The sequence below is a fragment of the Rhizobium pantanalense genome (genome assembly GCF_030182525.1).
In the GTDB taxonomy this organism is placed as follows: domain Bacteria; phylum Pseudomonadota; class Alphaproteobacteria; order Rhizobiales; family Rhizobiaceae; genus Rhizobium.
On record NZ_JAQJCH010000007.1, the window covers coordinates 250516 to 275576 of the forward strand.

Genomic DNA, 25061 nt, shown 5'->3' on the forward strand with positions numbered 1-25061 from the left:
CATCACCTATCCTTGCCGGTCCCCGTACGCAGTTCCTCCTGCTTCGGCTCCAATTCCTCATGATGCTCCTTCACTTCGACACCGGCGCCTGCAATCAGCCAGACGCCCGTCAGGATCAAGCAGCTGCCGACCATCTGCAGGGCGACCACCCGCTCTTCGAAGACGAACCAGCCGGTCGCGACAACAAGCACATAGCTGATGCCTGTCAGCGGAAAGGCGCGGCTTAGATCCAGCTCGGCCAGCACATTCATCCAGATGAAGAAACCGACAATCTCGATGGCGATAGCCACCAATATCCATGGAGAGGAGAGAGCCTGCCAGAGCCATGCCCGCATACCTTCATCGTGCAATTGCCCTGCACCAAGCTTGATGAGGACTTGGTACAGGGTGCTCAGCACCGGCACGGCAAGCCAGAAAAAACGCATATGGGGCATTACGCATCCGCCTCGTCTGTCGAGAACAGCGGCGATATCAGTCGCAGCACACTCTGAAGCAAAGGATTGCGATGGTGAAAATACATCGCATTGGCGGTCAGCTTGCTGCCGAGGCGCACCTTGTTTGCATAATGGGCCTGCCCGCTCTGATAACGGCTCAGGCCGTTCTCCAGGCAGTAACGCAGATTGGTAAACCAGCTGATGAAATAGAGATTATAGGGCCGGCCCTTTTCCCCATCCATGCAGAAGAACTTGTCGATAGCCACGCGCTCGTTATGCACGATCAGATTGGCGGCAAGCAGCTTGTCCTCGACGAAATAGAAGGTGCAGAAGGAGCGGCCGGACATGTGGGCGAGAATGCCCTGGAAATAGGCAGGCGTCAGCTCCTCGAACTGCCATTCGCTGCGATTGCGCGTGTCATGATAGAGCGCCATCACCTGAGGTAGGAACTCGCCGAAATCCGTCCGCATCTCCACCCTGACCTGGTCGAAGGATTTCATCTTGCGGCGCATATCCTTGCGGGTGCCGGCCGAAAGCCTAGCGAGATATTCGTCGATCGTTTTGAAATCGATGTCGAGCCACGCCGTCGGAAGACCGCCGATCGAGGCATAGCCCCGAGCGGCAAAGAGATCGCCGAACTCGGCCGAAGCCTGCTCCGGAATATCTTTGAGGCCGATCAGCGCACAATGCTCCGTCGCGGCAATCTGCTCGAAGAAGGACAACATCTCCGTCAGCAATACGCGACGACGCTCCTGCGAGAGGTCGGGGTGAAAGCCGATCGCACCGGTCTCGGTGCAGGGCGATCCCAAACATGCAAGGCGCAGCTTCAGAAATCCTGGAAAATATCGCTGCACGCTGCGCACGGACCGTCGCAGGAATCCCTCATCCAGCGTCGTATCGAGAGCGTAGAGGCAGACAAAGGCCGGCATGGCGACGCTCACGCGCCCACCCTCCGTAACGGTGATATAGCGCCATTCGAACCCTTCGAGGCCGGCTTCCTCGATCGCGAGCAGGCAATCATAATCCTCGACGTCATTCGGGAAACACGCATTCCATGTGTCGCGGCCGATGGCGCGGATGCTGAAGTGAACTTCGGCTACCGGGTCCCCCGTCGGCTGTGGCACGATTTTAAGCAGCGGCTGCGACATGACGCGCCTCGAAGAAGTCGGCCGTGAAATCGGCCACCTGCCGATGCTGCCGGTCGACATGGATCATGTGATAGCTGTCCGTGATCCATTTCAGCTCATGCGGAGCACCGATATGCTCGGAAATATAGCGGGCATGCTTCGGGCTGGCGAGATCGTCGTCCTCAGCATGCAGGATCAGCGTCGGTGTCCGCATCTGCGTCAGCATGCTGCGTAGCGTCTTGCCCAGCCGATGCATCTCGACCAGGCCCTTGCCGGGGAATTTTTCCAGAACCCCTTCGCTCGCCATGCCTTCGATCAGCCGGCGCATGCGCTCGTCCTTGATCCCGAGCGAGGTCGTTTCGCTAAAGCTCAGCCGATCGAGGAACGGAACGCGTGATAGCCAGCCGATCTGCGAGGCCAGCAGCGGATAATAGAAGGGAACGTCCCAGCCGTCGTAATTAAAGCAGGGAGAATAGATCGCCACCGCGCTGATGGTCTTCTTCTGCTGTTCGGCAGCCAGCATGGCGAGCTTGCCGCCGACGCAGATGCCGGCGGCAAAGACCTCCTGCGTTCTGGATGCTAGCAGCTCCGATGCCTCGACGACCGAGGCGAGCCAATCTTCCCAGCGGGTCCCGCGCAGCGTCTTCGCATCGACGCCGTGACCGGCCAACAATGGCGCATAGATGCTGTAGCCCCTGCGGTTGAGATGCCGAGCCACCAGTTTCATTTCGGCAGGCGCGCCCGTCAGTCCGTGGACCAGAAGAACGCCCTTGCCGTTTGAGCCCTCCATGAAGAAGCTCAAATCATCAGCTTTCATGAGAGAGCTCCGACTGCCGGTTTTCCTTGGCCATGAAGCCAAGCGCATGGCAGGTGCTGATCACATGCGTCCCATTCTTTTCCTGCTCTTCCTTGATCTGCTCGTGCAGCGCTTGCAGCTTCGTCCAGTGGGTGCGGGGACGATAATGGTGCTCGGCATGATAGCCATTGCCGAACCAGAGCCAGTTGTAGAAGGATTTGTGGCTCGAAACACCCCAGGCGATCGGCTCGTCCGGATCGCCGTTCAGATGTTCGTAATAACCGTTCAGCGACGACAGGCAATTGCCGATATAATAGAACGGCACGAAGAACAGCACCGCCTTCCAATCGTAGATCAGCGCGACCGCGGCAAGTCCTAGAAAGAAATAGAGCTCGAACCGTCCCCAGGCAGCATCGAAGGGGCGGTTGCGGGCAATCGCCTTGTGGATGTCGCCAAGGCTGTCGCGGAAGAAGCTCAGAAACGTATAGGACCAGACGTTTTCCGGTTGGCCGTCACGGCCATAGCGATAGATCGAGAGCATATCGATCGTCTCGCCCTTTTCGTTCGGACGGTCGCTATTGCCCGAATGATGGCGCATATGCACCCAGTGATAATAGGTCTGCGAGAAGCCGATCGCGACCGACTCCAGGAGGCTGAAGCCGTAGTTCATCCAGCGCGGCTTGAAATAGGGCGTATGGATGAAATTGTGTGATATGCTGTTGATGTTCCAGGAAATCGAAACGGCATAAAGGCAGCCGAGAATGACCGAGAGCCAAAGCGGCCGGCTTTCGAAGCCGACGATCAGATAGACGTCGAAGGCGAGATGGGCGACGGCGGCAAGCACCGGTGCAAGGTCCCATCGGGTGTGCGCAAAGATTTTCATAGTCCTGTAACTCCCACGCAAACCACACCGGCGGTGACGAGAAACACGCCCGTCGCGTGGCGCAGGTTGATGTTTTCCTTGAAGATGACGGCGCCGGCGAGCACGATGACGACATAGCTCATCGCCATCAGCGGGAAAGCGATGGTCAGTGGCACGTGCTCCAGAACGGCCGTCCAGGCGAAAAGCTCCACGGCCCAGAGCAGAATGCCGAGCCAGGTGACCGGTTTTGCCAGCGCCTGAAGGGGGGCGTTCTCACTGGCGGATTGCTTGAAGCAGACTTCGCGGGCGGTTTCCGCGACCACGCAGAACAGGATGAGCCCAAGCATGGGAAGTGTCAGGCTGCCAGTCATTGCATATACTCCGCCAGCACCTCCAGCAGGGCGTGATTGGCCGCGCTGTTGATATTCCGCATTGTTTCGGCACCCTGCCGCATACGCGGCTGATCGATGAAGATCTCCGCGCGCTTCATGAACTGGGTCCGCAGGCTGCCAGCATAACTCGGGGTTGAATAATCCCCGATGACATCCGCGCCGATGATGCGGTGACGGCTGCCGATTTCGCTGATGAGGGAGAGGAGATAGGGCAATCGCATGCGGCCCTGATCCCAGTTGGTAACGGCATCGTCGGCGGCCAGCACGTCCTTGTCTATCGTCACGTAGACGGCCTCGGTGCGAATGCGGCTGAGCATGTGATCGATGAAATTTTCCTCGCCGATCTCGGCGATCGATTTCCAGTGCAGCGCACCTCTTTCCTGCCGGTAGCTGGCGCCATTGCCGTAATCGGCCAGTACACGGCTCGGCGGATGTTCGTAAGGATAGAGTTCCAGCTTGCCGTCGGCGAGCCAGTGCAGATTGGCGCCCTTGCGCTCGGGACTGCGAAGATCATGGCTGCAGACGCCGATCGTGATGACCTTCTGGATGCAGGGATTGGTAAGGGCGCGATTGACCCAGGAGCCGCAATGCATGCCGCCGTCGAATTTCACCCAGTCCGGATGGTTGTCGAAATGGATCAGTGTGGCCGCACCGGATTGTCGTTCGAGTGCGCCATCAAGCAGCAAGGCCGTGACATGGTGGAAGTCGCCGGAGCCCATGAAACACAGTTGCGGGTCCTTGCCGGCCGTCGGCCTGTTCTTGACGATCTCGCGATTGAGATCATCAAGGGCGCTCTGTTTGCTCCACAGCCGAACCTGTTGCCCCGCATTCTTGCCGAAATACTGGTGCGCGCCGGCAAATTTGCAGGCGCGCACAAAGTCAGGCTGCAACTCCAAAGCATCATCGAGATGAAGAAGCAGCAGTTGCACCGTCTTATCTCCGGGCAGCACGCGTCAGAAGCTGATCGAGCAGGGAAAGCGCCAGATCGATCTCTTCGCGGGTGATCAGCAGGTTGGGAGCAAACGTGATGACGTTCTTGTGGTAGCCGCCGACATCGAGCACGAGACCGTAGGTCCTGCCGCCGACCTGAAGGTCGCCCTTCATGCCTTCATCGCACATCCAGTCCAGCGTCGCCTTGTCCGGCGTGTAGCTGTCGTCCTTGCAGATTTCCATGCGCAGGGCGAGGCCTAGGCCGTCGACTTCGCCGACGATGGCATGGCGCTTCTGCAGCTGCTTCAGTCCGTCGAGGAAATGCGCGCCCTTTTCCATGATCGCAGCGCCGAAATCCTGCTCTTCCAGCATCTTCATCGTTTCGAGCGCAACGGCGGTGCCCATCGGGTTGCTGGCGAAGGTCGAATGCGTGGAGCCGGGCGGGAAGATCTCCGGATTGATCATCTCTTCGCGAGCCCAGACGCCGGAAAGCGGATTGAGGCCGTTGGTGATCGCCTTGCCGAAGATCAGCGCATCCGGCGAAACGCCGAAATGCTCGATCGACCAGAGCTTGCCCGTGCGGTAGACGCCCATCTGGATTTCGTCGACGACGAGCAGGATGCCGTGATCGTCGAGCACCTTCTTCAGTTCGACGAAGAAGTTCATCGGCGGAATGACGTAGCCGCCCGTGCCCTGGATCGGCTCGATGTAGAAGGCCGCATATTCGGACTTGCCGGCCTTCGGGTCCCAGACGCCGTTATATTCGCTCTCGAACAGGCGGGCGAATTTCTGGACGCAGTAATGTCCGTATTCTTCCTTCGACATGCCCTTCGGGCCGCGGAAGTAATAGGGGAATTCAACGAACTGGGCACGATCGCCGAAATGGCCGTAGCGGCGGCGATAGCGGTAGCTCGAGGTGATCGCCGAGGCGCCGAGCGTGCGGCCGTGATAGCCGCCCTCGAAGGCGAACATCAGGCTCTTGCCGCCCGTATAGTTGCGCACGAGCTTCAGGGAATCCTCGACGGCCTGGGAGCCGCCGACGTTGAAGTGCACGCGGCCCTTACGGCCGAACTTGCGCTCGGCATCCTGGGCGATCAGTGCGGCAAGCTCCACCTTCTCGCGATGCAGATATTGCGAGGCGACCTGCGGGAGACGGCCGAGCTGGCGATGGGCGGCTTCGTTCAGGCGCTCGTTGCGATAGCCGAAATTGACGGCGGAGTACCACATCTGCAGATCGAGGAACGGTGTGCCGGTCCGATCGTAGACAAAGGAACCTTCGCATTCCTCGAAGAATTTGGGCTTGTCCGTGTAGTGAACCGTATCGCCATGGGAGCAATAGAGCTCCTCAAGAGCGCGCAATTCCTCTTCGGAGCGGACGGACTCGGTCTCGCCGCTGAAGGCTTCGGCTACATTCGTTTTCATTCAATGCCTCTTGGTCTGGTTCACGCCGTCTTGACTTGCGGCAGTGCACGGGAGCGTCGCTCGACGCTCGGGAGAACGGCTTCCATCTTTGGAAGCAGATCGGAGAAGTCTTCGAAGCCGACATACGGAATGCCGTTTTCCTCACAGTAATCGACAAGCCTGGCCTTGGCGAAAACGAGATCGACCTTGTCGGAAACGCAAAAGTCGCTGCGCCCGTCGCCGATATAGACCTGCAGGTCGCTGCTATCGACGACGCGGCATTTGCAGACACCGGCACCGGATACGCAGCCGGTCGCCGTAAATGGCGGGAACAGCGAATAGGATTCGCGCCCCTGCGAAACGCTGCAAGTCAGCACATTGGCGACGATCGGCAGACCCTCGATGCCGTGACGCGCCAGGATGCGCCGGATGAAATAGTCCACACCATCGCTGACGATCGTGACAGGCAATTCGTCGCGGCGGCAAAAGGACAGGAAACTCTCGAAGCCCGAATCGATCGACAGCGTGTCGAGAAACCGGTCGAGCTCGCCCCGGCTTGCCTGAATGAGAGCGATCTGTCTGCGCATGCATTCGCCGGAGCCGATCTGCCCCTGCTTCCACAATTGCTCTATATCTTCCCACTCGGAACCGGCGAAACGGGACAACACCATATCCGTCGCGTCTTCGATGGATATGGTTCCATCAAAATCGCAAAACACCTGCATGAAATACCCCTTCGCTTAATCCTAAGTTGCGTCTAACAACCTCAGATGAGCCGGGCATGAGGGGAAAATGATGCGAAAATGAAAAACGACGAGACGTTGTACTTTTAACTCAACGGCAATCTTAGATCGACCTTAAGACCATTGCCCAAACGTGAAGTAGAAAGATCGACTGTTGCCGAGAGACGGTCCGCCGTATCCGCAACGATAGCGAGCCCGAGGCCGGCCCCTTCCGTGTGAAGCGTGTTGAGGCGATAGAAGCGCTGGAATACCGCCTCCCTCTCATGCGGCGGAATGCCGGGACCGCTGTCGCTGATGGAAATGCAGCCAAAACCGTCCTCCGAAGCGATCGAAACTTTGATCTCCCCTCCGACCGGCGTGTATTTGATGGCATTGTCGAGCAGATTGGTGACCAGCATGCGTAGCAGCGACTCATCCGTCCTGACTTGGATCGGCTCGTCCCCTTCGAGCACGACCTCGAGCTCGCGGCTGGTGATGATGTTGCCGAATTCGGCAATGAGCGACGCCATCCAGTGATAGAGCGGCACCGATGTCAGATTGAGGGGATGGTGGCTGACCCTGGCGAGCCGCAGCAGCTGCTCGATCAGATGGATGGTGCGGTTGTTGCTGGCCACCAGATCGGAAATGATCGCCTGCCGCTCCTGATCGCTATCGCTGTTTTCGAGCATTCGCAAAAGCAGTTTCACGCTCGCCTGCGGCGTGCGCAGCTGATGCGCGGCAAGGTCGGAGAAGCGCCGCTCCAGCGTCAGCGACTGGGCGAGCTTTTCCAGCAGCTGGTTGATCGAGCGGCCAAGCGGCAGCAGATCGCGCGGCAGCTCCTCGACGGGGATAGCCGAGAGATCATCGGGCGATCGCGTGCGGATCTGCCGCACCAGCCCGTGGATGGTGCGCAGACCACTATTGATGCCGAGCCAGATGAGAAAGCCGATGACCGGCACCAGCATCAGCAGCGGAAAGAACAGATTGAGGAGAATGTTGGAAACGAGCGTTTCGCGAAGCGCGATCTTTTCGCCAAGCTCGATCACGATGGTCGTGTTCGGGATCGGCAGAGAATAGACGCGCCACTCGTCTCCGCCATAGGTCAGCGTGGTGAAGCCGACCTTCTGCTGCGGTACATCGGAGAGAAAGGCCGTGCTGCTGTAGAAGCGGATATTGCCATCGACCCAAGCGCGAAACATGTGCGCATCGGCATAATCATCGGCGTCCTCATTGAAGGCCAGCTGATTGTCCATGTTGAAGTCGATATCGTCGATCTGCTTTGCCGTGTGGTCCGGATTCTTCTCCAGCGGCCGGCGCAGCAGGCTCCAGATCACGTTGGCATCGTCGATGAGCTGGGCGTCGTAGATATTGTTGATCTCCCGCGTCGCGCTGTTGAAGGCGAAAGCGGCGATCACGACGATCGTCACGACGACGACCGGCGCGATGCGCAGAAACAGCTTGCGGGTAAGCGTGGAATTGTTCATCGCTCGATCATGTAACCGACGCCGCGGATCGACTTGATGAAATCGGTGCCGAGCTTCTTGCGCAGATTATAGATCGTCACTTCAATCGTATTGCTCTCGACGGTGTTTTCCGCGTCATAGAGCGCATATTCGATATCGTTTTTCGTCACATACCGGCCGCTGCGCTCCATCAGCAGCTTCAGGAGATGGAATTCCTTTGCCGTGGTATGGACCTGCACATTGTCCTTGCGCGCCACCATGGCGGAGGGATCGACCTCCACGTCGCCGCAGCGGATGACGCTTTCGGTCCGCCCGTCGCGCCGCCGGATGAGCGCGCGCAGCCGCGCCAGCAGCTCATCGAGATCGAAAGGCTTGACCAGGTAGTCGTCGGCACCCTCATCGAGGCCTTCGACCTTCTGGCGCACGGAATCCATCGCCGTCAGCAGCAGCACGGGCACGGAATTTCCCCGCTGGCGGATGCGCCGCAGCACCTCCATGCCGCTCAGCTGCGGCAGATTGATATCGAGCACGATCGCCGCGAAATGAGAATGCGCCGCCGCCTCGAGGCCGGATTCGCCATCGCGCATCCAGTCGACGCCGTAGGCGTGTTTTTCCAGCGCCTTCTTCAGCGATGATCCGAGGATATTGTCGTCTTCAACTAGCAGAACGCGCACGACCAACCTCATTTAGCCGAATATTTCATAGCCGATGTGGGCCGCGTTTGGAGCGGCGATGTGGCAAAGCTATGACGGATCATTTCCGCCTGGCAAGAGCAGAGCATCGTGCATCTCCCGAACAGGCCGAAAACGCTCGGCAATCCACTGGCGGAAAATGCTATCTCAGTTTCCGTATGGAGGCCTCCAGCGCCTCGAATATCCGGGGATCAGTCGACTGCGCGACATTGAAGCGCATGAAGCGTCCGGCCGTATCCGAGAGGCTGAAAACATTGCCGGGCGCAAGGACGATGCCTTCGGCAAGGCAGGCACGCGCGACATCGGCGGCATCGAGCCCTTCCGGCAGCCGGCACCATAGAAACATCCCGGCCCGGGGCTTCAGCCAAGGCACGATGCCGATCGCCTCCAGCCGCGTCGACACCTCCGCCATGGTCTTGGCAAGCCGTACCCGCAGGGCCTCGACATGCCGGCGATAGCTGCCGTCCTTCAGTGCGAGATGGACAAGCTCGGCCGACAATTGCCCGCAGCTGAAGCTGCTGGCGACCTTCAGATCGACAAGCCCGTCGATCCAATCCCGCCGCGCCGCGACGAAGCCGCAACGCACCGAGGCCGAAAGCGTCTTCGAAAAGCTGCCGATATGGATCACCCGGTCGAGCCCATCATAGGCAGCGAGACGCGGCGCCGGAACATCCTCGAAATCGGCGAAGATATCGTCCTCGATGATCGTCAGCCCGGCAGCATCCGCCAGCTTCAGCAACCGGTGTGCCGTCACGGGCGAGAGCGTCGCACCCGTCGGATTGTGGATAGCTGAATTGGTGATGTAGAGCCGCGGCTTGTGCCGTTCGAGGATCTGCCCGAACAGCTCGACATCCGGCCCCGTGGGCGTGAAGGGCACGGAGACGACATTGGCACGATGCGCCCGCAAGAGCGCATGGAAATTGAAATAGCAGGGATCGTCCACGAGCACGGTATCGCCCGGCTCAAGCAGGAAACGGCAGAGAAGATCGATCGCCTGCGTGCCGGATTCCGTCAGCAGGATCTGATCCGGCGGCACCGTGATACCATGTTCGCCAAGGCGCCGGGCGAGCAGCTGCCGCAGCGGCGGCAGGCCCAGCGGCGTCCCGTAATTGGCAAGCGCTCCCATGTCTCCACGCGCCAGCATTCGCATCGCCTTGCGCAACGCCGCCTGCGGCAGCCAGGAGGGTGGAAGCCAGCCGCAGCCGGGCTTCAGGACATCGTCTCCCACCTCCAGCGATTGCCTGGAAATCCAGAGCGGATCGACGTTGCGATCCGATCTTGCTCCGGTCTCGGACAAGGAAAGCGGCGGCAGTGGGCCGCAGACATAAAATCCGGCACCCGGCCGTGAACGGATCGTACCCTCTGCGGCAAGCCGCTCATAGGCCTCGACCACGGTGGAAACAGACACCTGCATCGTCTTTGCGAAGCTGCGCACAGAGGGAAGCCGCGCGCCCGGCATCAGGTTGCGAGTGGCGATACGGTCGGAAATCGCACCCATCACTCCCTCGATGCGCGTGCCGCCACCTGCGCTTGCCACCAACAGACCATCCATCCGTACTGCCCCTTATACCATAACAGTTCCTATGGATTGTACTGCACCGTCTCTGGCTTGGCCAGACAAATGCGTCGATACCGCGAAGATCAAGAAGGAGCATGCGCGATGGACAAGACGACGACAGGATGGATCTATGGTTTGACGGGAGTGGTGATCTTCAGCGGATCCCTGCCGGCGACGCGGGTGGCCGTGATGGATTTCGACCCTCTGTTCCTGACGGTTGCCCGAGCCGCGATCGCCGGCCTCCTGGGCCTCGGCCTCCTGTTCGCTTTTCGCGAAAAGCGCCCGACCCGCGGCGATATCACCTCGCTCATCATCGTCGTCCTCGGCTGTGTCGTCGGCTTTCCGCTCTTGACGGCACTGGCGCTCAAGCATGTCACGTCAGCTCATTCCATCGTCTTCATCGGCCTGTTGCCGCTGGCAACCGCCATATTCGGCGTGATGCGCGGCGGTGAGCGGCCACGCCCGGCCTTCTGGATATTCTCCATCCTCGGCAGTGCACTGGTCTGCGGCTACGCGCTTGCGCAAGGCGTGTCGGCCTCGCTGGTCGGCGACCTTCTGATGCTGGCCGCCGTAATCGTCTGCGGTCTTGGCTATGCCGAAGGCGCAGTCCTCTCACGCCGACTCGGCGGCTGGCAGGTCATCTGCTGGGCTCTCGTCCTGTCCCTGCCCGTCACCGTCGCGCTCTGCTTCATGACCATGCCGCACAGCATTGACGGCATCGGCGGCCCTGCCTGGCTCGGCCTCCTCTATGTCTCGCTCTTCAGCATGCTGATCGGCTTCGTCTTCTGGTATCGCGGGCTCGCCCAGGGCGGCATTGCAGCCGTCGGCCAGTTGCAGTTCCTGCAGCCCTTTTTCGGCTTTGCGCTTGCCGCAGCCCTCCTTAAGGAAAGCGTCAGCTGGTCGATGCTCGTCGTAACCCTGGCCGTCGTCGCCTGCGTCGCCGGAGCGCGAAAATTCGCCCATTGAGTCCATCACCGGCAAATCACAGCGTTTGACTTTCTAAACCGATCAGTCTAGTAAAGACAAATCGGTTTATAAGGAGCCAATCATGCCGACCCCACTCGTCCCGCCTTTCACCCGCGAAACCGCGATCGCTAAAGTCCGCATGGCTGAGGATGGCTGGAACAGCCGCGATCCGGAACGCGTCTCCAAGGTCTATACGGAAGACAGCCAGTGGCGGAACCGCGCCGAATTCCCGCGCGGCCGCAAGGAAATCGTCGAATTCCTGACGCGCAAATGGGCAAAAGAACTCGACTATCGGCTGATCAAGGAACTCTGGGCCTTCGAGGGCAATCGCATCGCCGTGCGTTTTGCCTATGAATGGCATGACGACAGCGGCCATTGGTTCCGCTCATACGGCAATGAGAACTGGGAATTCGATGCCGACGGCCTGATGCAGCGCCGTTTCGCCTCCATCAACGATATGCCGATCAGCGAAGAAGACCGAAAATTCCACTGGCCGCTCGGCCGCCGTCCGGACGATCATCCCGGCCTCTCCGATCTCGGCCTTTGAGATGGTGCGTACCGTCTTCGAAAGATCCGATGCCATCGCCCTCGTTGCCGAAGTCTTTCGCGAACTCGGCTACGAAGGGGCGTCGATGAGCGAGATCACCGCCCGCACGAAATTGTCCAAGGGCAGCCTCTATCACTTCTTTCCGGGCGGTAAGGAAGAAATGGCCGCCGAGATCATGGCCAATATCGATGCCTGGTTCGTGACGGAGATGTTCAAGCCGCTGGAAGAGGGCGAGCCAGGGTCAGCGATTGCCCGCATGTGGGAGACGACAGACGGCTATTTCCGCTCCGGCCGCCGGGTCTGCCTGATCGGCGCCTTCGCGCTCGACGAAACGCGTGATCGCTTTTCCACCGCCATTCACGGCTATTTCCATCGCTGGATCGAAGCGCTTGCCGGCGCTCTGCTCAGGGCCGGCGTGCCGGGCATCGAGGCGAAAATGCTCGCCGAAGAGGCCGTCATCGGCATACAGGGCGCTTTGACCCTTGCCAGAGCCCTTGGAGATGAGGCAGTGTTTGGCAGAACCTTGGCGCGGCTGAAGCGACGGCTGGAAACGGCGCTTGGCTAAACCATTTCATCGACACGAATCACCACACAGCCAATGCTTCGCCCTTGTCGAACAGGCTCGCGCCGACTGCTATTTGTGCGCTTCTGCTGGCGATATCGCCGAAAATCACCTGGAAAGGCATCTTCAAGCCCTCAGGGTTGGGGATGACCACCTCAACAACCCACTGATATTAAAGAATCCTCCACAAAAGTATGTCATCGTTAATCATGTTTGATTTGCAACTATCCAAGCTCCCATGTTCAGCAGGGAATGGGAGCATCGAGGAGATGGATAGAAGATGCTGCAGCAGGTAACTGAAACCGACGACGCGCTGATCGACCGATTGCAACGTTCGGCCTTCGACTATTTCATGCTTTACACCAATCCGGAAAACGGACTGGTGGCGGATACCTCCATCAAGACAAGCCATTGCAGCATTGCTGCGGTCGGCTTTGCGCTGTCGAGCTATCCGGTCGCCGTCGAGCGCAACTGGATCAGCCGTGCCGATGCGGCCAAACGGGTGCTGGCCGCCCTGGATTTCTTCGCCAACAGCGATCAGGGCACCGAGCGTGGCGCCACCGGCCATCGCGGCTTCTACTATCACTTCCTCTATATGGAGACCGGCAACCGCGCCTGGAACAGCGAGCTTTCTACCATCGACACCGGTCTGCTGCTGCTCGGCGTGCTGACCGCAGCCGCTTATTTCACCGGAAACAGCCAGGTCGAGCGCGATCTCCGCAAGCAGGCGAAATTTCTCTACGAGCGCTGCGACTGGCGTTGGGCTCTGAACAAGGGCCAGACCATCAGCATGGGTTGGAAGCCGGCAAGCGGCTTTCTGCGCTGGCGCTATCAGGGCTATGACGAAGCGATTTTCCTCTATGTGCTGGCGCTGGCCTCGCCGACGCATCCCGTCCCGCCATCAAGCTACGACGCCTTTGCCTCGACCTACACCTGGATGATGTTCAAGGACACGCCCTTCCTCTATGCCGGGCCGCTGTTCATCCACCTCTTCTCGCATGCCTGGATCGATTTTCGCGGCATCCGCGACAAGCATGTCGCCGACAAGGACATCGATTATTTCCGCAATACGCAGACGGCGATATCGGTGCAGCGCGACTATACCGAGCGCAATCCCGGCCATTTCGTCGGCTATACGAAGGATATCTGGGGCCTTTCCGCCTGTGACGGCCCGAACCCGACAGGCACCAAGCACAGCCTGCGCTATGCCCCGAAGGTCTTCGGCTATGCCGCCCGCGGCGCTCCGCTCGGTCCCGACGACGGCACCATCGCCCCATGGGGACCGCTGTCCTGCCTCGCTTTCGACCGCCAGGCCGCACTCGACGGCACGCGGGCGCTGCTTTCGACCTATCCCAACCTGCTGCTCGACGGCCGTTTCCCCGGCGGCTTCAATCCGAGCGTCAAGGGTCCCGGCCCGGAAGGATGGGTAGATGATCGCTCCGTCGCCATCGACCAGGGCCTGCTCGTCATGATGATCGAAAACGCCCGCACTGGCATGATCTGGAACCTGATGCGGCAATCACCGATCCTCCGCACCGGCCTCGAACGCGCCGGCTTCACCGGCGGCTGGCTGGATGAAAAGCCGGCCATCGCGTGAGAGCGGATCGCGGGTCGCAGTCAGGCGTCTCCGTCAATGTCGTGACGATGTGCCTGGCCCCTCACCCTAGCCCTCTCGCCGCAAGCGGGGCGAGGGGACGATAGAGCCAACCAACTAGAGCCGTTTCACTTTTCTTCGAATCGCGAAATGCTCTATCTCTTTGTTCTCTCGCAATTCCGGACGGAAACCGCTACGCACTTTTCCTGGAATTGCTTGCCTCTCATCCGTGTAGCGCCCTGCTTTGCGCGATAACTCCCTCGCCCCGCCGGCGGGAGAGGGCTGGGTTGAGGGGCCGTATCCGAAGGCACGGCAAACACACACTCACCCGACCATCACCTCAAAGCCTCTCGATCGCCGCGATCACCTCGTCCTCGACAGTAATCCCCTCCGTCAGTGCAAGACGCCGCAAACTCTGCCCGCGCCGACCCGGCAGGCGGACATTCGGATCTCGGCTGATTTCGCCTGCCAGCAAGGCCAGCCGTTGCGCCGTATCTACGGCACTCGTCGCAGCCGGATTGATTGCGATGATCGTTTGGCCGAGCGCCGGCGGAGCGCCTTTGTCGTCGAAGAGCGAGGAGGCCTCGAAGGCGTAGTTCGCACCGGTCAGGCCGGCAGCAAGGATCTCTACCATCAGAGCGAGTGCCGCACCCTTGGCATCGCCAGCCGGGATCATCGTGCCGGCCAAGGCCTCTTCGGCATCCGTGGTCGGCCTCCCCTCGCGGTCGAAAGCCCAATCCGATGGAATGGAGGCACCCTGCTGCCGCGCCGCCATCACCTTGCCACGCGCTACCTTGGACAGCGCGAGATCGATAACAACAGGCTCCTCGCCAGGCAGCGGCGCGGCGAAAGCAATCGGATTGGTGCCGAAGACCGGTGTTTTGCCGCCCCATGGCGCCATCGAGGCCGGCGCATTGGCAACCATCAGCGCCACCAGCCCCTGATCGGCAAAACGCTCCACCGTCAGGCCCATGACACCGGCATGATGGGAGCGGCTGATGGCGGCAAGCGCAATCCCCTCCTCACGAGCGACGGCCGGAAGCTCGGCAACGGCAAGATCGAGCGCGGGATAGGCATAGCCATTGCCGGCATCGATGCGCAGCACGGCGGGAAAGGGCCGGCTAAGCTGCGGCCTGGCAAAACCATCGGTCTTGCCGACCTTGGCCTGGCCGGCATAGGCGGGGACGCGGCGCAGACCATGGCCACCCTGCCCGGCAGCCTCCGCCGCAACGAGCGCGACAGCCACCGAACGGGCGTTCTCGGCGCTAACCCTGTTTCGCTGCAAAGCCTCCATGACCAATATTTCGGCTTCGGCAAGCGACAGATGCATCGGACAAGACCTTGAAAACATATGGGAAGACAAAGGCTTTCTACGCCTTCATCCTCTCCATCGCAATGCAGCAAGGCTCTCGCGCTACGCCACGTCGAACTTGACGCCCTGGGCAAGCGGCAGGGTACGGCCGTAGTTGATCGTATTGGTCGCCCGGCGCATATAGGCCCTCCAGGCATCCGAACCGGATTCGCGGCCGCCGCCGGTTTCCTTCTCGCCGCCGAATGCGCCACCGATCTCGGCGCCGGAGGGACCGAGATTGACATTGGCGATGCCGCAATCGGAGCCACGGGCGGAGACGAAGGTCTCAGCCTCACGCATGTCATTGGTGAAGATCGAGGACGACAGGCCCTGCGGCACGGCGTTATGCAGTGCCAGCGCTTTGTCGAAATCACTGTACTTCATGACATAGAGGATCGGTGCAAAGGTTTCCTGCTCCACCGGGCGGGTCTGCTCGGGCATTTCGACAAGGGCCGGGCGGACATAGAAGGCATCGGCAGAGCCGCATTCAATGCGTTCGCCACCCGTCACCGTGCCGCCGGCCGACTTCGCAGCCGCAAGGGCCGCCTGCATGCGGTCGAAGGCCTGCTTGTCGATCAGCGGACCGACCAGAGTACCGGCTTCAAGCGGATTGCCGATCGTCACCGAACCATAGGCCTTCTGCAGACGCGGAACGAGCTGGTCATAGACGCTTTCGTGAACAAAGAGGCGGCGCAGCGTCGTGCAGCGCTGGCCGGCCGTACCCATGGCGGAAAAGGCAACGCCACGCAGGGTGAGATCGAGATCGGCCGTCGGGCAGACGATGGCGGCATTGTTGCCGCCAAGCTCGAGGATGGCGCGGGCGAAACGGCCGGCAAGACGCGGGCCGACCGCGCGGCCCATGGCCGTCGATCCGGTCGCCGAAACCAGCGGCACCTGCGGATGATCGACCAGCAACTCGCCAAGATCACGGCCGCCGATCAGCAGCGTCGAAAGATTGCCGGGTGCCTCGCCGCCCTCGGCGTAGCGCTTCAATGCCTTTTCGAACAGAGCCTGCACGGCAAGCGCCGTCAGCGGCGTCTTTTCCGATGGCTTCCAGATGGTGGAATTGCCGCAGACGATGGCCAGTGCTGCATTCCACGACCAGACTGCGACGGGGAAATTGAAGGCCGAGATGATGCCGATCGCGCCCAGCGGATGCCAGCTTTCCATCATCCGGTGCTCGGGGCGCTCCGTAGCGATGGTGAGGCCATAAAGCTGACGCGAAAGACCGACGGCGAAATCGCAGATATCGATCATCTCCTGCACTTCGCCGAGACCTTCGGAGGTGATCTTGCCCACTTCGATGGAAACGAGACGGCCAAGAGCCGCCTTGCCGGCGCGCAACTCTTCACCAAGCAGGCGGATCAGCTCACCGCGCTTGGGCGCCGGCACATTGCGCCAGGACAGAAACGCGTCGTGTGCCGCCGCGATCACAGCACTCGCCTCATCAGTCGAATGCTCCCTCAGCCGGCCGATCTCGGCGCCTGTCACAGGAGACGTCACGGCAAGCGTTCCGCCGGTATAGCGATCGGCCGCCACGCCGATTTCAGTCAGAATGGCCTTGGTTTCGGCAGCAAGATCCGATGTCGCAGTCATCTTGTTTCCTCTTCCCGTAATCCTGGTTCCCGGAATTGCCCTAGAGCCGGATGATTTTAGGTCGAGTCGACCTAAAATCTGAATCCGCTCTAGAATCAAAGAAGTAGAGCGTGATATCGTCCGAAAACCGCCTACACTTTTCGGCATCACGCTCTAGACTCTGGCGCCGACGAAATGCGCGGCCTGAGCACCGGCCTCGTACCACATTTCCTTCGCCGCCCTGAAGCTCGGCTCGACGATATCGGTCACCGGCAGCGGCAGATCGGCCTCGGGAATCTGTCCGAGGATGTGGCCCGCAAGCACCTTGCCAAATACGGTGCCGGGCGCAATGCCGCGGCCGTTATAACCGGAGAAGCCGACGACATTCTGGTCCAGCTTGTGGAAGCGCGGCAGCGCGTTGTCGGTCATGCCGATCTTGCCATACCATTCGCATTCGAAGGGAATATCGCCCAACTGCGGAAAGAGCTTTCTGATCGAGCGCCGAGCCCAGTTCTTGTGAATGGTAAGACCCGTATTGCGCAGCGCCCCGACGCTGCCGAATACGAGCCGGCCGGCCTGGTCCATGCGGAAGGACGAGAGCACTTCCTTGGTATCCCAGGCGCCTTCACGGCCCGGCAGCACGGATTTGCGCAAGTTGTCGCCGAGCGGCACGGTGGCGAAATTGAAATAGGGCAGATGCACCTGTTCGTTCCGCACCATCTCCCACGGGCCGGTGCTATAGGCGTCGGTGGCCACCACGATCCAATCGGCGCTGACCTTGCCGCCATCGGTCGAAACCAGCCATTTCCCGCCGCTTCTTTCCGTAGCGGTCACGCGGCTGCCGGTATGAACGGCAACGCCGGCTTTGACGACGGCATGGGCAAGGCCCCGCGCATAGGCAAGTGGCTGCAGCGTGCCAGCGCGCATGTCGAGCAGCGCCCCGGCATAGGCCGAGCTGCCGACGCGACGCTCCGTCTCCCGCGCATCCAGCACCGTGACCGGCGCGCCTCGCTTTCCCCATTGCCGGGCGCGCTCCTCGATTTCCTTCAGCCCCTCCGGCCCGACGGCGCAATGCAGCGTGCCGTTGCGCTCGAGTTCACAGGCGATACCATGCTTGTCGATCAATTCCATGACCAGCTTCGGCCCGTTGCCAAGCAGATCGAGCAGCCGCTCGCCATGGACGGCGCCAAGTTCGCCGGGAAGATCATCCGGCATCACCCACATCCCTGCGTTGATGAGGCCGACATTGCGGCCCGCGCCGCCAAAGCCGATTTCATTGGCTTCCAGCAGCACGACGCTGGTGCCGGCTTCCGCCAGATGCAGCGCCGTCGAAAGACCGGTATAGCCACCGCCAACCACCACGACATCGGCATGGACATCACCGGAAAGCGGCTTCGTTGCCGGCGGTGGGGGAGCGGTCTTTTCCCAAAGACCATGGGAGCGCGGGTCATTCAGCATGAAATCGGTCCAATCGACAGAGATAATCGCGCCAATCTAGCGCTATGCTCGAAGTTGCGGAAGCGGCAAGAGCGACATCCGATGGACATGGCATGATGCCAAAAAATCATCGGCTCTGGAGAAAAACTTGCATGGCGAAGGCGCTTTCGACCATGATAGAGAAGAGCCGGCCGCTATGGCGGCGGCAGACAGAAGCAGGACATTCTCATGAAGCCCATTTTCGTTCAGCTCCAATGCGCCCCCGGCAAGACCTATGAGGTCGCCGATGCGATCTACCAGACGGAGCTGGTTTCGGAACTGTATTCCACCAGCGGCGACTACGATCTGCTGATGAAGGTCTACATTGCCGAAGAGCAGGATATCGGCAAGTTCATCAACGATCACATCGCCAACATTCCAGGCATCATCCGCTCGCTGACGACGCTGACCTTCCGAGCGTTTTAAAACACTCCTATTAGACAGGCTCCTCACCCCATCCCTCTCCCGCTTGCGGGGAGGGCAATCGCATATTAGGCAGATGGGCGCTGCAAGTTCCTTCTCCCCTCGGGGAGAAGGTGGCCCGAAGGGTCGGATGAGGGGGTTGACCGATTTAAATTCGTGGATTTTCGTGCTTTTGGCAGCCCCCTCATCCGCCTGTCGGCACCTTCTCCCCGAGGGGAGAAGGGGAACGCGGCAACGACCTCATTTCATATGCGATTGCCTTCCCGCTAACGGGGAGAGGGAGTTCATTGAGTTCAGTGGCAAGGACACGAGCACAAGGCAGACACAGGATTAGTCCCCTCTCTCCGTCAAAACGGGAAGGGCTAGGGTGAGGGGTCAGGCACAATGATCCGGTATCAACATATCACCAGACAAGCTCACTCCACCCCCCGCCAACGCCCCGACATTAACCCTCTTGTCCGAAACCGCTTGGCTTTCCGGCCGTGGTTAAACCCTTTTTAACCGACCTGATGATCTGCTTTGCCGACTGATCAACGGGCGGCGCGCTGCAGCGCCGGATTGCCGGTGCATGGCGCGGCATAGGGGTCGAGGGTGGATCGATGACATCGGCTGTTGCGGATACTCAGGCAAACAAGCAGGCCGGGCCGCTGATCGTGCACGTCGTGCGCCAGTTCTTGCCGAACAAGGGCGGTCTTGAAGACGTCGTTGCCAATCTGTGCCGCCAGCTGGTTTCTCGCGGCTATCGCGTGCGCGTTGTCACCTGCAACAGCCTGTTTTCCGATCCCGGCCGGGAACTTGCCGAAAGCGAGACAATCGACGGCATCGAAATCGTCCGCATTCCCTGGTCCGGCTCCAGCCGCTATCCGCTGGCGCCCAAGGTCTTTCGCCATCTGGCCGATGCCGACCTCGTTCATGTCCACGCCGTCGATTTCTTCTTCGATGCGCTGGCCTGGGGCAAGCTGATGCACGGACGGCCCATGGTCGCCACCACCCATGGCGGCTTCTTCCACACGCAGAAATATGCGGTCATCAAGAAGGTCTGGTTCAACACGGCAACGCGGCTGTCCGCACTCGGCTATGCCTCTCTCATCTGCTGCAGCCAATCCGACGCGCGGCTCTTTGGGCAGATTGCCGAAAGTCGCGTCCACCTGATCGAAAACGGCGCCGATGTCGGCAAGTTTTCCAATTGCGCTGCCCTGGAAGCGCGCCGCCGCATCGTCACCATAGGCCGTTTCTCGGTCAATAAGCGGCTCGATCACCTGCTCGACGTCATGAAGGTGCTGGCAGGCCGCCATGAGGACTGGCATCTCGACGTTATCGGCGCCGAATCGGATCTCGACCGCGCGACGCTGGAAAAGGAAATTGCCGTTCGCAATCTGGAACGCAATGTCGCGCTGCATGTCTCGATCGACGAAGGCTCGATCCGCAACATCATCGCCCGCGCATCGCTCTTCGCCTCGGCCTCCGAGTACGAAGGCTTCGGTCTGGTGGCGATCGAAGCGATGAGCGCCGGCCTGCTGCCGGTGCTGAACGCCAACGAAGCCTATAAGGCGATGGCCGAAACCCACCCGGCCCTCATGCTCTCGGATTTCTCCGATCCCGAAGCCGCCGCCGATGCGCTGACCGCCGCGTTCGAGCGCCTGCAGAGCGACGATCTAAGCCTGCGACAGGAGCTGTTGCGCGATGCCCGCGCCTATGCCTGGGACGAGGTCGCCCAGCGCTACATGGACATCTATGCCGAAACCCTGACCCCGAAGGGCAAGTCGCCTCAGTTCCTGCGCCACCGTGGCCAGGTGGCATAACCTTCCAGAATGCCGATGAGCCAGGCCCGCTTGTAGCGGGCAGCATCGCCATTGAAGCGCACCAGCGCCGCCAGCCAGCCGGCGGCCGGGCGAAACAGCCGGTAGCCGACATAATACAAGGGAAACGCCTGCTTGCGCATCAGCGCGCCGAAGCCGCGTCCGTATTTGCGTGCACGCTCCACCTGCCGTGGGCCATATTCGCTGGTGACCTGATCGTGATGGACGATCAATTCCGGGAAGAACATCGCTTGTCTGCCGGCGCCAAGCGCGCGCAGCAGGAAATCCGCCTCTTCGCCACTCTGGAACGGCGATTCCGAACCGACGCCGAGATCCTCGTCGAAACCGCCGATATCGGCCAATGCGGCACGGCGCACGAAGATGCCATTGGAATTGCCGCACTTCAGATAGTTCCACCGGGTCAGCGCAAGCCGCGTCTCGCCCGTCGGGCTGACGGAGGCAAGACCTTCGGCATCGAGCGTTCGGCCGGTGACGATCGCGAGGTCGGGGTGCTCGGCAAACAAAGTCGCGGCCGTCGAAAGCGTATCGGCCTCGTACCAGCAATCATCGTCGGGAAAACAGACGTAATCGCCTGCCGCGACGGCCATGCCGTTGTTGCGCGCCCGCGAAAGTCCCTTCGGCGAACGCACATGGCGAATGAGGAAGGAGGGAGAAAAGCGTCCGATAAGCTCGTGCAGCCGGTCGTCGAGATTCTGATCGACGACGATGACCTCGAAATCCTTATGACTCTGCCCCACCAGCGAACGGAATAGCCGTTCCAGCTGATCGAACCGATCGATCGTGCAGACGATGAGGCTGAACAATGAGACCCTCCGCACAAGCCTTGGGAGCGGCCAATATCAGAGAGAAAGAATATTAGCCGAAGTAAAAAATGAACTTAGCGCAGCATTAAACCCTAAATATTAAGGCATATGAAATAGAGCTGACGCTATCTCCACGAAAAGCCGGACATGTGCGGTAGGTTCCGGCAATTTGAGGAACGGTCTATCTTCATGACGAAGAGCATAATGACAAATTCGGTTTTGAACGCGGCGGCGGGATTGACCCTGCTTGCGACCGGCTTTGCATGTTCGATCATAGCGGCGCGCCTGCTAGGTCCTGAGGCAAACGGCATCATCGCCTTTTCCCTTTGGCTGACGACGACGGGAGCGCTGATCGCGGAGCTCGGCGCCGGCGTTACCCTGCTGCGCATTCTGCCCCAACTGAAGGGGAACGGCTATTCGACTGAAGAACGGCTTGGTTTTGCCGCGTATCTTCTGCAGCCGACGATTCTCGCAACCGTGATCCTGCTTGCAGGCTACGCCGCCTATTATTGGGACACGGAGCGGCTGCATTGGGCGGGCGATGCATCTGAAGTCATTGCCATCACGGGCGTATTCTTCGTTCTTCAGTCTCTCGGCGCCTACAGCAAGAACTATCTGATCGGCGAGCAGCAAGTCGGCGCTTTCCTGCGCATCACCATAATAAGTTCGGCGCTGCAGCTCGTTACCGTCCTTGCGGGAGCGATCTTCTTCGGCGTCAGCGGCGCGCTCGCCGGCTATGCGATTGGGCAGCTGCCGATGTTCATCGCGACGCTTCGGATTGCGATCGCGCGCAAGAACAGTTGCGGCGTCGGCCTTTCCGCTCTCATCGGCTCGTCGCTTATCCTCTCGATCGAACTCATCAACAGCTCGATCTTCCTCAATCGCATCGAACTCGTCTTCCTGCAGCGCTATTGGGGCATCGAAGCGGTCGGCTTTTATGCCGTCGGCCTGTCGCTCGCCAATCTGGCACTGCAGCTGCCGGTGCAGTTGAGCGGCAGCCTTCTGCCCTATTATTCCGAACAGATGCATGCCCGGGCATCGGACAAGCTGCCGGTCGAGGTCTTTGCCGGCGTGGCGCGCAGCATAGCCTATATCACCCTGCCGATGAGCTTCGGACTTGCCGCCATTTCGCCAGAGCTTGTCGTGACGATCTTCGGCCCGGCCTTTGCGCCAAGCGGCGGCATGGTGGCGCTGCTGTCCCTGACCGCGGTGCCCTATGTCTTCATGCAGATTTGCACGCAATATCTTTATTCGCTGGATCGCGTGCGCGAACGCACCGTCCTCGGCGTCATCGCCAGCGTCATCATGGTCATCGGCTGCGTCATCGCCGTACCCTTTTTCGGAGGCGAGGGTGCGGCACTGGTCCGTCTGCTCGCCTTTGTCGCCCTGTGCCTGATGACGGTACGCCGCATGGAATTCGAAGGATCGACGCACGGTATGCTCATCAACCTTGCAAAAGTCACGGTTGCTGCCATTCTGTGTGCGGTTGCAGCCTATGGTTTCGTTCAGGCGCTGACCGGTGTCGCAGGTCTCGTGGGCGCCATCATCGCCGGCGCTCTAGCCTATGGCATTGCGCTCAGAATGCTGAAAGCCGTTCCAGCCGAAGATATCGAGGTCATGCAGAAGATCGCGACGCGGTTGCCTGCACGTATCAATCCGATTGCCACTCAGGCTCTGGCCCTATTGGCCCCACGCCGAATGTGAGGAGACTAGCATGGCTGGTTGGGGAGCCGCCGAGGAAAAAGACAAAGGAAGGCCGTCAAGATCGGCAGCGGCCCCGGTAACCTTCGCCGGAACGGTCGGCCTGTTCACATCGGCCATGGCACCGTCACGCAACACCGCCGTCCTGTTTCTCAGCCCCTGGGGCTTCGAGGAAATGTGCGTACGCAAGTTCTGGCGGATTCTGGCTGAGGATCTTGCCGATATCGGCATTGCCAGTCTTCGCTTCGATTATGCCGGTACGGGTGATGCGCTTGACGTGGCCGATGAAGGCGAGGGTCTGGAGCCGTGGCATGAAACCGCCCTCGCGGCAGCGGCAAAACTGAAAGCGCTTTCCGGCTGCGAGCGGTTGGTTCTCGTCAGCCAGGGGCTTGGCGGAACCATTGCCGCCACGCTCGCCGAACGGCTTGACGGCATTGACGGCGTCGCCTTTCTTGCACCCGTCGTTTCAGGCCGCGCCTATCTTCGCGAACTGAACGTCTGGTCGAAGATGATCGATGAGAGCATGGGCCTTTCCGAAGCGCAGCGTCAGACCGAGGGCGTCACGGTCGCCAGCCTGCGCATGCCTGATAGTGCCGCCGATGCGGTGAAAAAGCTGAACCTCATGACGCTGGATCGGCTCGCGACACCGAATTGCCAGGTACTGACGCGCCCGGGCCGCCCCGGAGACTCCGACTTTGCGCACCATCTGAAAACGCTCGGCCCCGAGGTTACGCAGACTTCCTACGACGGTTACGACGATCTCGTCTCGAACCCGACCATCGCCACCATGCCAGCCGAAACCGGCCGGAAAATAGTCGAATGGGTACAGTCGGTCGCCGCCAAAACCGGTGAGGCCACATCGACCGATCTTACACCGCCGGTCGCGGAACCTCTGATCGGCGGAGGCTTTCGCGAAAGGCCGCTGCGTTTCGGCGCGGACAACCGCCTGTTCGGCATTCTCTGCGAGCCCGAAGGTGCCCGAAAGGGCGCGACCGCACTGCTCCTGACGACAGCCTATGACAGACATGCCGGCTGGGGCCGGATGTCGGTCACCATGGCGCGTGCGCTCGCTCGTGACGGCATTGCATCCCTGCGTTTCGATACGGCCAATGTCGGCGACAGCCCGCCGCTTTCCGGGGCACCCGAGCAGGTGCTCTATTCCCGTGACCAGCATCGGGATGTCGCCGAAGCGCTGGACATGCTGGAGAAGCGGGGCCTGCTGCCGGCCTATGTGGTAGGACGCTGCAGCGGCGGCTATCTCGCCTTTCAGGCAGCGTTACGCGATGCGCGCTGCCGCGGCCTCATCACGGTCAATCCCTACAGCTTCCATTGGGACGAGAGCCGATCGGTCGATGAAGCGCTGCGCTTCGCTCCCCGATCGCTCGAAACCTACGGGCGCAAGCTTCTGCAGATGGAAACGCTGAAGCGGCTCTTCGGCGGCCAGATCGATGCAAGAAGCGCCATATGCAACATGGCGACCGGGTTCGGTCGGCGGGCGATACGAACGGTTCGCCAGCTGCTCGGCACGTTCCCCATCTTCGCTGCGGCTCAAGGGCCTGTGCTGGGTGGTTTCCGCACGCTTGCCACACGCGGCGTCGACATGTCTCTGATCTACAGCGCCCATGATATCGGCCTCGATCATCTGCATGACCAGTTCGGCGAGAACGGCGCGGGCCTGAAGCATTTTCCGGACATACGCCTCACCATCATTCCCGAGGCCGACCACAATCTGACGCCGCCCTATGCGCGCAAGGTCTATTTGAGAGAGGTCAGGGAGATGGGCCTGAGGCTCGCCAACCGATGATCCACTGGCTGGAAAATCGCCGGAAATGTTCGCCATATCCGACACTTGCTGTATAGTCGCCC

General features: G+C 60.5%; 23 protein-coding genes. 8 read left to right on the plus strand and 15 right to left on the minus strand.

Annotated elements, in window-relative coordinates; genetic code table 11:
* Positions 1 to 2 precede the first annotated feature (2 nt).
* The 11 genes from PH558_RS20215 to PH558_RS20265 form a co-directional block, all read right to left on the minus strand.
* The gene (locus PH558_RS20215) at positions 3 to 434 is read right to left on the minus strand and encodes a DMT family transporter (RefSeq protein ID WP_113407882.1); all 432 of its coding nucleotides are present in this window, start codon (positions 432 to 434) and stop codon (positions 3 to 5) included.
* The gene (locus PH558_RS20220) at positions 434 to 1582 is read right to left on the minus strand and encodes a peptidogalycan biosysnthesis protein (protein ID WP_095433046.1); all 1149 of its coding nucleotides are present in this window, start codon (positions 1580 to 1582) and stop codon (positions 434 to 436) included. The genes PH558_RS20215 and PH558_RS20220 overlap by 1 nt, the downstream gene beginning before the upstream one ends.
* A complete protein-coding gene (locus PH558_RS20225; protein ID WP_285206166.1) occupies positions 1563 to 2378 on the minus strand; it encodes an alpha/beta hydrolase in 816 nt (271 codons plus the stop codon). Before PH558_RS20225 ends, PH558_RS20220 begins: the two co-directional genes overlap by 20 nt.
* Positions 2368 to 3240: a fatty acid desaturase family protein gene (locus PH558_RS20230; RefSeq protein WP_095433048.1), complete on the minus strand. Its 873-nt coding sequence runs from the start codon at positions 3238 to 3240 to the stop codon at positions 2368 to 2370. Before PH558_RS20230 ends, PH558_RS20225 begins: the two co-directional genes overlap by 11 nt.
* The gene (locus PH558_RS20235) at positions 3237 to 3590 is read right to left on the minus strand and encodes a DMT family transporter (RefSeq protein ID WP_095433049.1); all 354 of its coding nucleotides are present in this window, start codon (positions 3588 to 3590) and stop codon (positions 3237 to 3239) included. Before PH558_RS20235 ends, PH558_RS20230 begins: the two co-directional genes overlap by 4 nt.
* Positions 3587 to 4540: an arginase family protein gene (locus PH558_RS20240; protein WP_285206167.1), complete on the minus strand. Its 954-nt coding sequence runs from the start codon at positions 4538 to 4540 to the stop codon at positions 3587 to 3589. Before PH558_RS20240 ends, PH558_RS20235 begins: the two co-directional genes overlap by 4 nt.
* 4 nt (positions 4541 to 4544) lie before the next feature.
* Positions 4545 to 5963 carry an aspartate aminotransferase family protein gene (locus PH558_RS20245; RefSeq protein WP_285206168.1) on the minus strand — a complete coding sequence of 473 codons (1419 nt, stop codon included), beginning with the start codon at positions 5961 to 5963 and terminating at the stop codon, positions 4545 to 4547.
* Between the two features lie 20 nt (positions 5964 to 5983).
* A complete protein-coding gene (locus tag PH558_RS20250) occupies positions 5984 to 6667 on the minus strand; it encodes an MtnX-like HAD-IB family phosphatase (RefSeq protein ID WP_285206169.1) in 684 nt (227 codons plus the stop codon).
* 104 nt (positions 6668 to 6771) lie between these two features.
* Complete coding sequence (locus PH558_RS20255; protein ID WP_285206171.1) at positions 6772 to 8148, minus strand: sensor histidine kinase; 1377 nt, start codon at positions 8146 to 8148, stop codon at positions 6772 to 6774.
* Positions 8145 to 8801, minus strand: a complete 657-nt coding sequence (locus PH558_RS20260) for a response regulator transcription factor (RefSeq protein ID WP_041678005.1) — start codon at positions 8799 to 8801, stop codon at positions 8145 to 8147. Before PH558_RS20260 ends, PH558_RS20255 begins: the two co-directional genes overlap by 4 nt.
* A 160-nt stretch (positions 8802 to 8961) precedes the next feature.
* A complete protein-coding gene (locus PH558_RS20265) occupies positions 8962 to 10371 on the minus strand; it encodes an aminotransferase-like domain-containing protein (RefSeq protein WP_285206172.1) in 1410 nt (469 codons plus the stop codon).
* 108 nt (positions 10372 to 10479) lie between these two features.
* On the opposite strand from PH558_RS20265, the gene PH558_RS20270 reads away from it, so the two are divergent.
* The 4 genes from PH558_RS20270 to PH558_RS20285 all read left to right on the plus strand — a co-directional run bounded on the left by PH558_RS20270 (position 10480) and on the right by PH558_RS20285 (position 14049).
* Complete coding sequence (locus PH558_RS20270) at positions 10480 to 11343, plus strand: DMT family transporter (protein WP_285206173.1); 864 nt, start codon at positions 10480 to 10482, stop codon at positions 11341 to 11343.
* Positions 11344 to 11425: 82 nt separating this feature from the next.
* On the plus strand, positions 11426 to 11890 hold the full coding sequence (locus PH558_RS20275) for a nuclear transport factor 2 family protein (protein WP_285206174.1): 465 nt from the start codon (positions 11426 to 11428) through the stop codon (positions 11888 to 11890).
* Between the two features lies 1 nt (position 11891).
* Positions 11892 to 12455: a TetR/AcrR family transcriptional regulator gene (locus PH558_RS20280; protein WP_095433057.1), complete on the plus strand. Its 564-nt coding sequence runs from the start codon at positions 11892 to 11894 to the stop codon at positions 12453 to 12455.
* Positions 12456 to 12732: 277 nt separating this feature from the next.
* The gene (locus PH558_RS20285; RefSeq protein ID WP_285206175.1) at positions 12733 to 14049 is read left to right on the plus strand and encodes a glucoamylase family protein; all 1317 of its coding nucleotides are present in this window, start codon (positions 12733 to 12735) and stop codon (positions 14047 to 14049) included.
* 337 nt (positions 14050 to 14386) lie between these two features.
* Here the strand turns inward: PH558_RS20285 and PH558_RS20290 are convergent, their stop codons facing one another.
* From PH558_RS20290 to PH558_RS20300, 3 genes are all read right to left on the minus strand, one after another.
* On the minus strand, positions 14387 to 15376 hold the full coding sequence (locus PH558_RS20290) for an Ldh family oxidoreductase (protein ID WP_285206176.1): 990 nt from the start codon (positions 15374 to 15376) through the stop codon (positions 14387 to 14389).
* A gap of 84 nt (positions 15377 to 15460) precedes the next feature.
* Positions 15461 to 16993 carry an L-piperidine-6-carboxylate dehydrogenase gene (gene amaB / locus PH558_RS20295; RefSeq protein ID WP_285206177.1) on the minus strand — a complete coding sequence of 511 codons (1533 nt, stop codon included), beginning with the start codon at positions 16991 to 16993 and terminating at the stop codon, positions 15461 to 15463.
* A 153-nt stretch (positions 16994 to 17146) separates the two neighbouring features.
* Positions 17147 to 18430: an NAD(P)/FAD-dependent oxidoreductase gene (locus tag PH558_RS20300; protein WP_285206178.1), complete on the minus strand. Its 1284-nt coding sequence runs from the start codon at positions 18428 to 18430 to the stop codon at positions 17147 to 17149.
* Between the two features lie 207 nt (positions 18431 to 18637).
* Here PH558_RS20300 and PH558_RS20305 point away from each other — a divergent pair, with 207 nt between their 5' ends.
* Both PH558_RS20305 and PH558_RS20310 read left to right on the plus strand, forming a co-directional pair.
* Positions 18638 to 18874, plus strand: coding sequence for an Lrp/AsnC ligand binding domain-containing protein (locus tag PH558_RS20305; RefSeq protein ID WP_069614817.1), 237 nt, complete (start codon positions 18638 to 18640; stop codon positions 18872 to 18874).
* A gap of 596 nt (positions 18875 to 19470) precedes the next feature.
* Positions 19471 to 20673 carry a glycosyltransferase family 4 protein gene (locus PH558_RS20310; protein WP_285206179.1) on the plus strand — a complete coding sequence of 401 codons (1203 nt, stop codon included), beginning with the start codon at positions 19471 to 19473 and terminating at the stop codon, positions 20671 to 20673.
* On the opposite strand, the gene PH558_RS20315 is transcribed toward PH558_RS20310, so the two are convergent.
* Entirely contained in the window at positions 20640 to 21494 is an 855-nt protein-coding gene (locus PH558_RS20315; RefSeq protein WP_113407895.1) for a glycosyltransferase family 2 protein, read from the minus strand. The two genes, PH558_RS20310 and PH558_RS20315, sit on opposite strands and share 34 nt — an antisense overlap.
* 204 nt (positions 21495 to 21698) lie before the next feature.
* Between PH558_RS20315 and PH558_RS20320 the strand changes: the two genes are divergently transcribed.
* Both PH558_RS20320 and PH558_RS20325 read left to right on the plus strand, forming a co-directional pair.
* A complete protein-coding gene (locus tag PH558_RS20320; protein WP_285206180.1) occupies positions 21699 to 23198 on the plus strand; it encodes a lipopolysaccharide biosynthesis protein in 1500 nt (499 codons plus the stop codon).
* A gap of 10 nt (positions 23199 to 23208) precedes the next feature.
* Positions 23209 to 24999, plus strand: a complete 1791-nt coding sequence (locus PH558_RS20325) for an alpha/beta fold hydrolase (RefSeq protein WP_285206181.1) — start codon at positions 23209 to 23211, stop codon at positions 24997 to 24999.
* Positions 25000 to 25061: the final 62 nt, after the last annotated feature.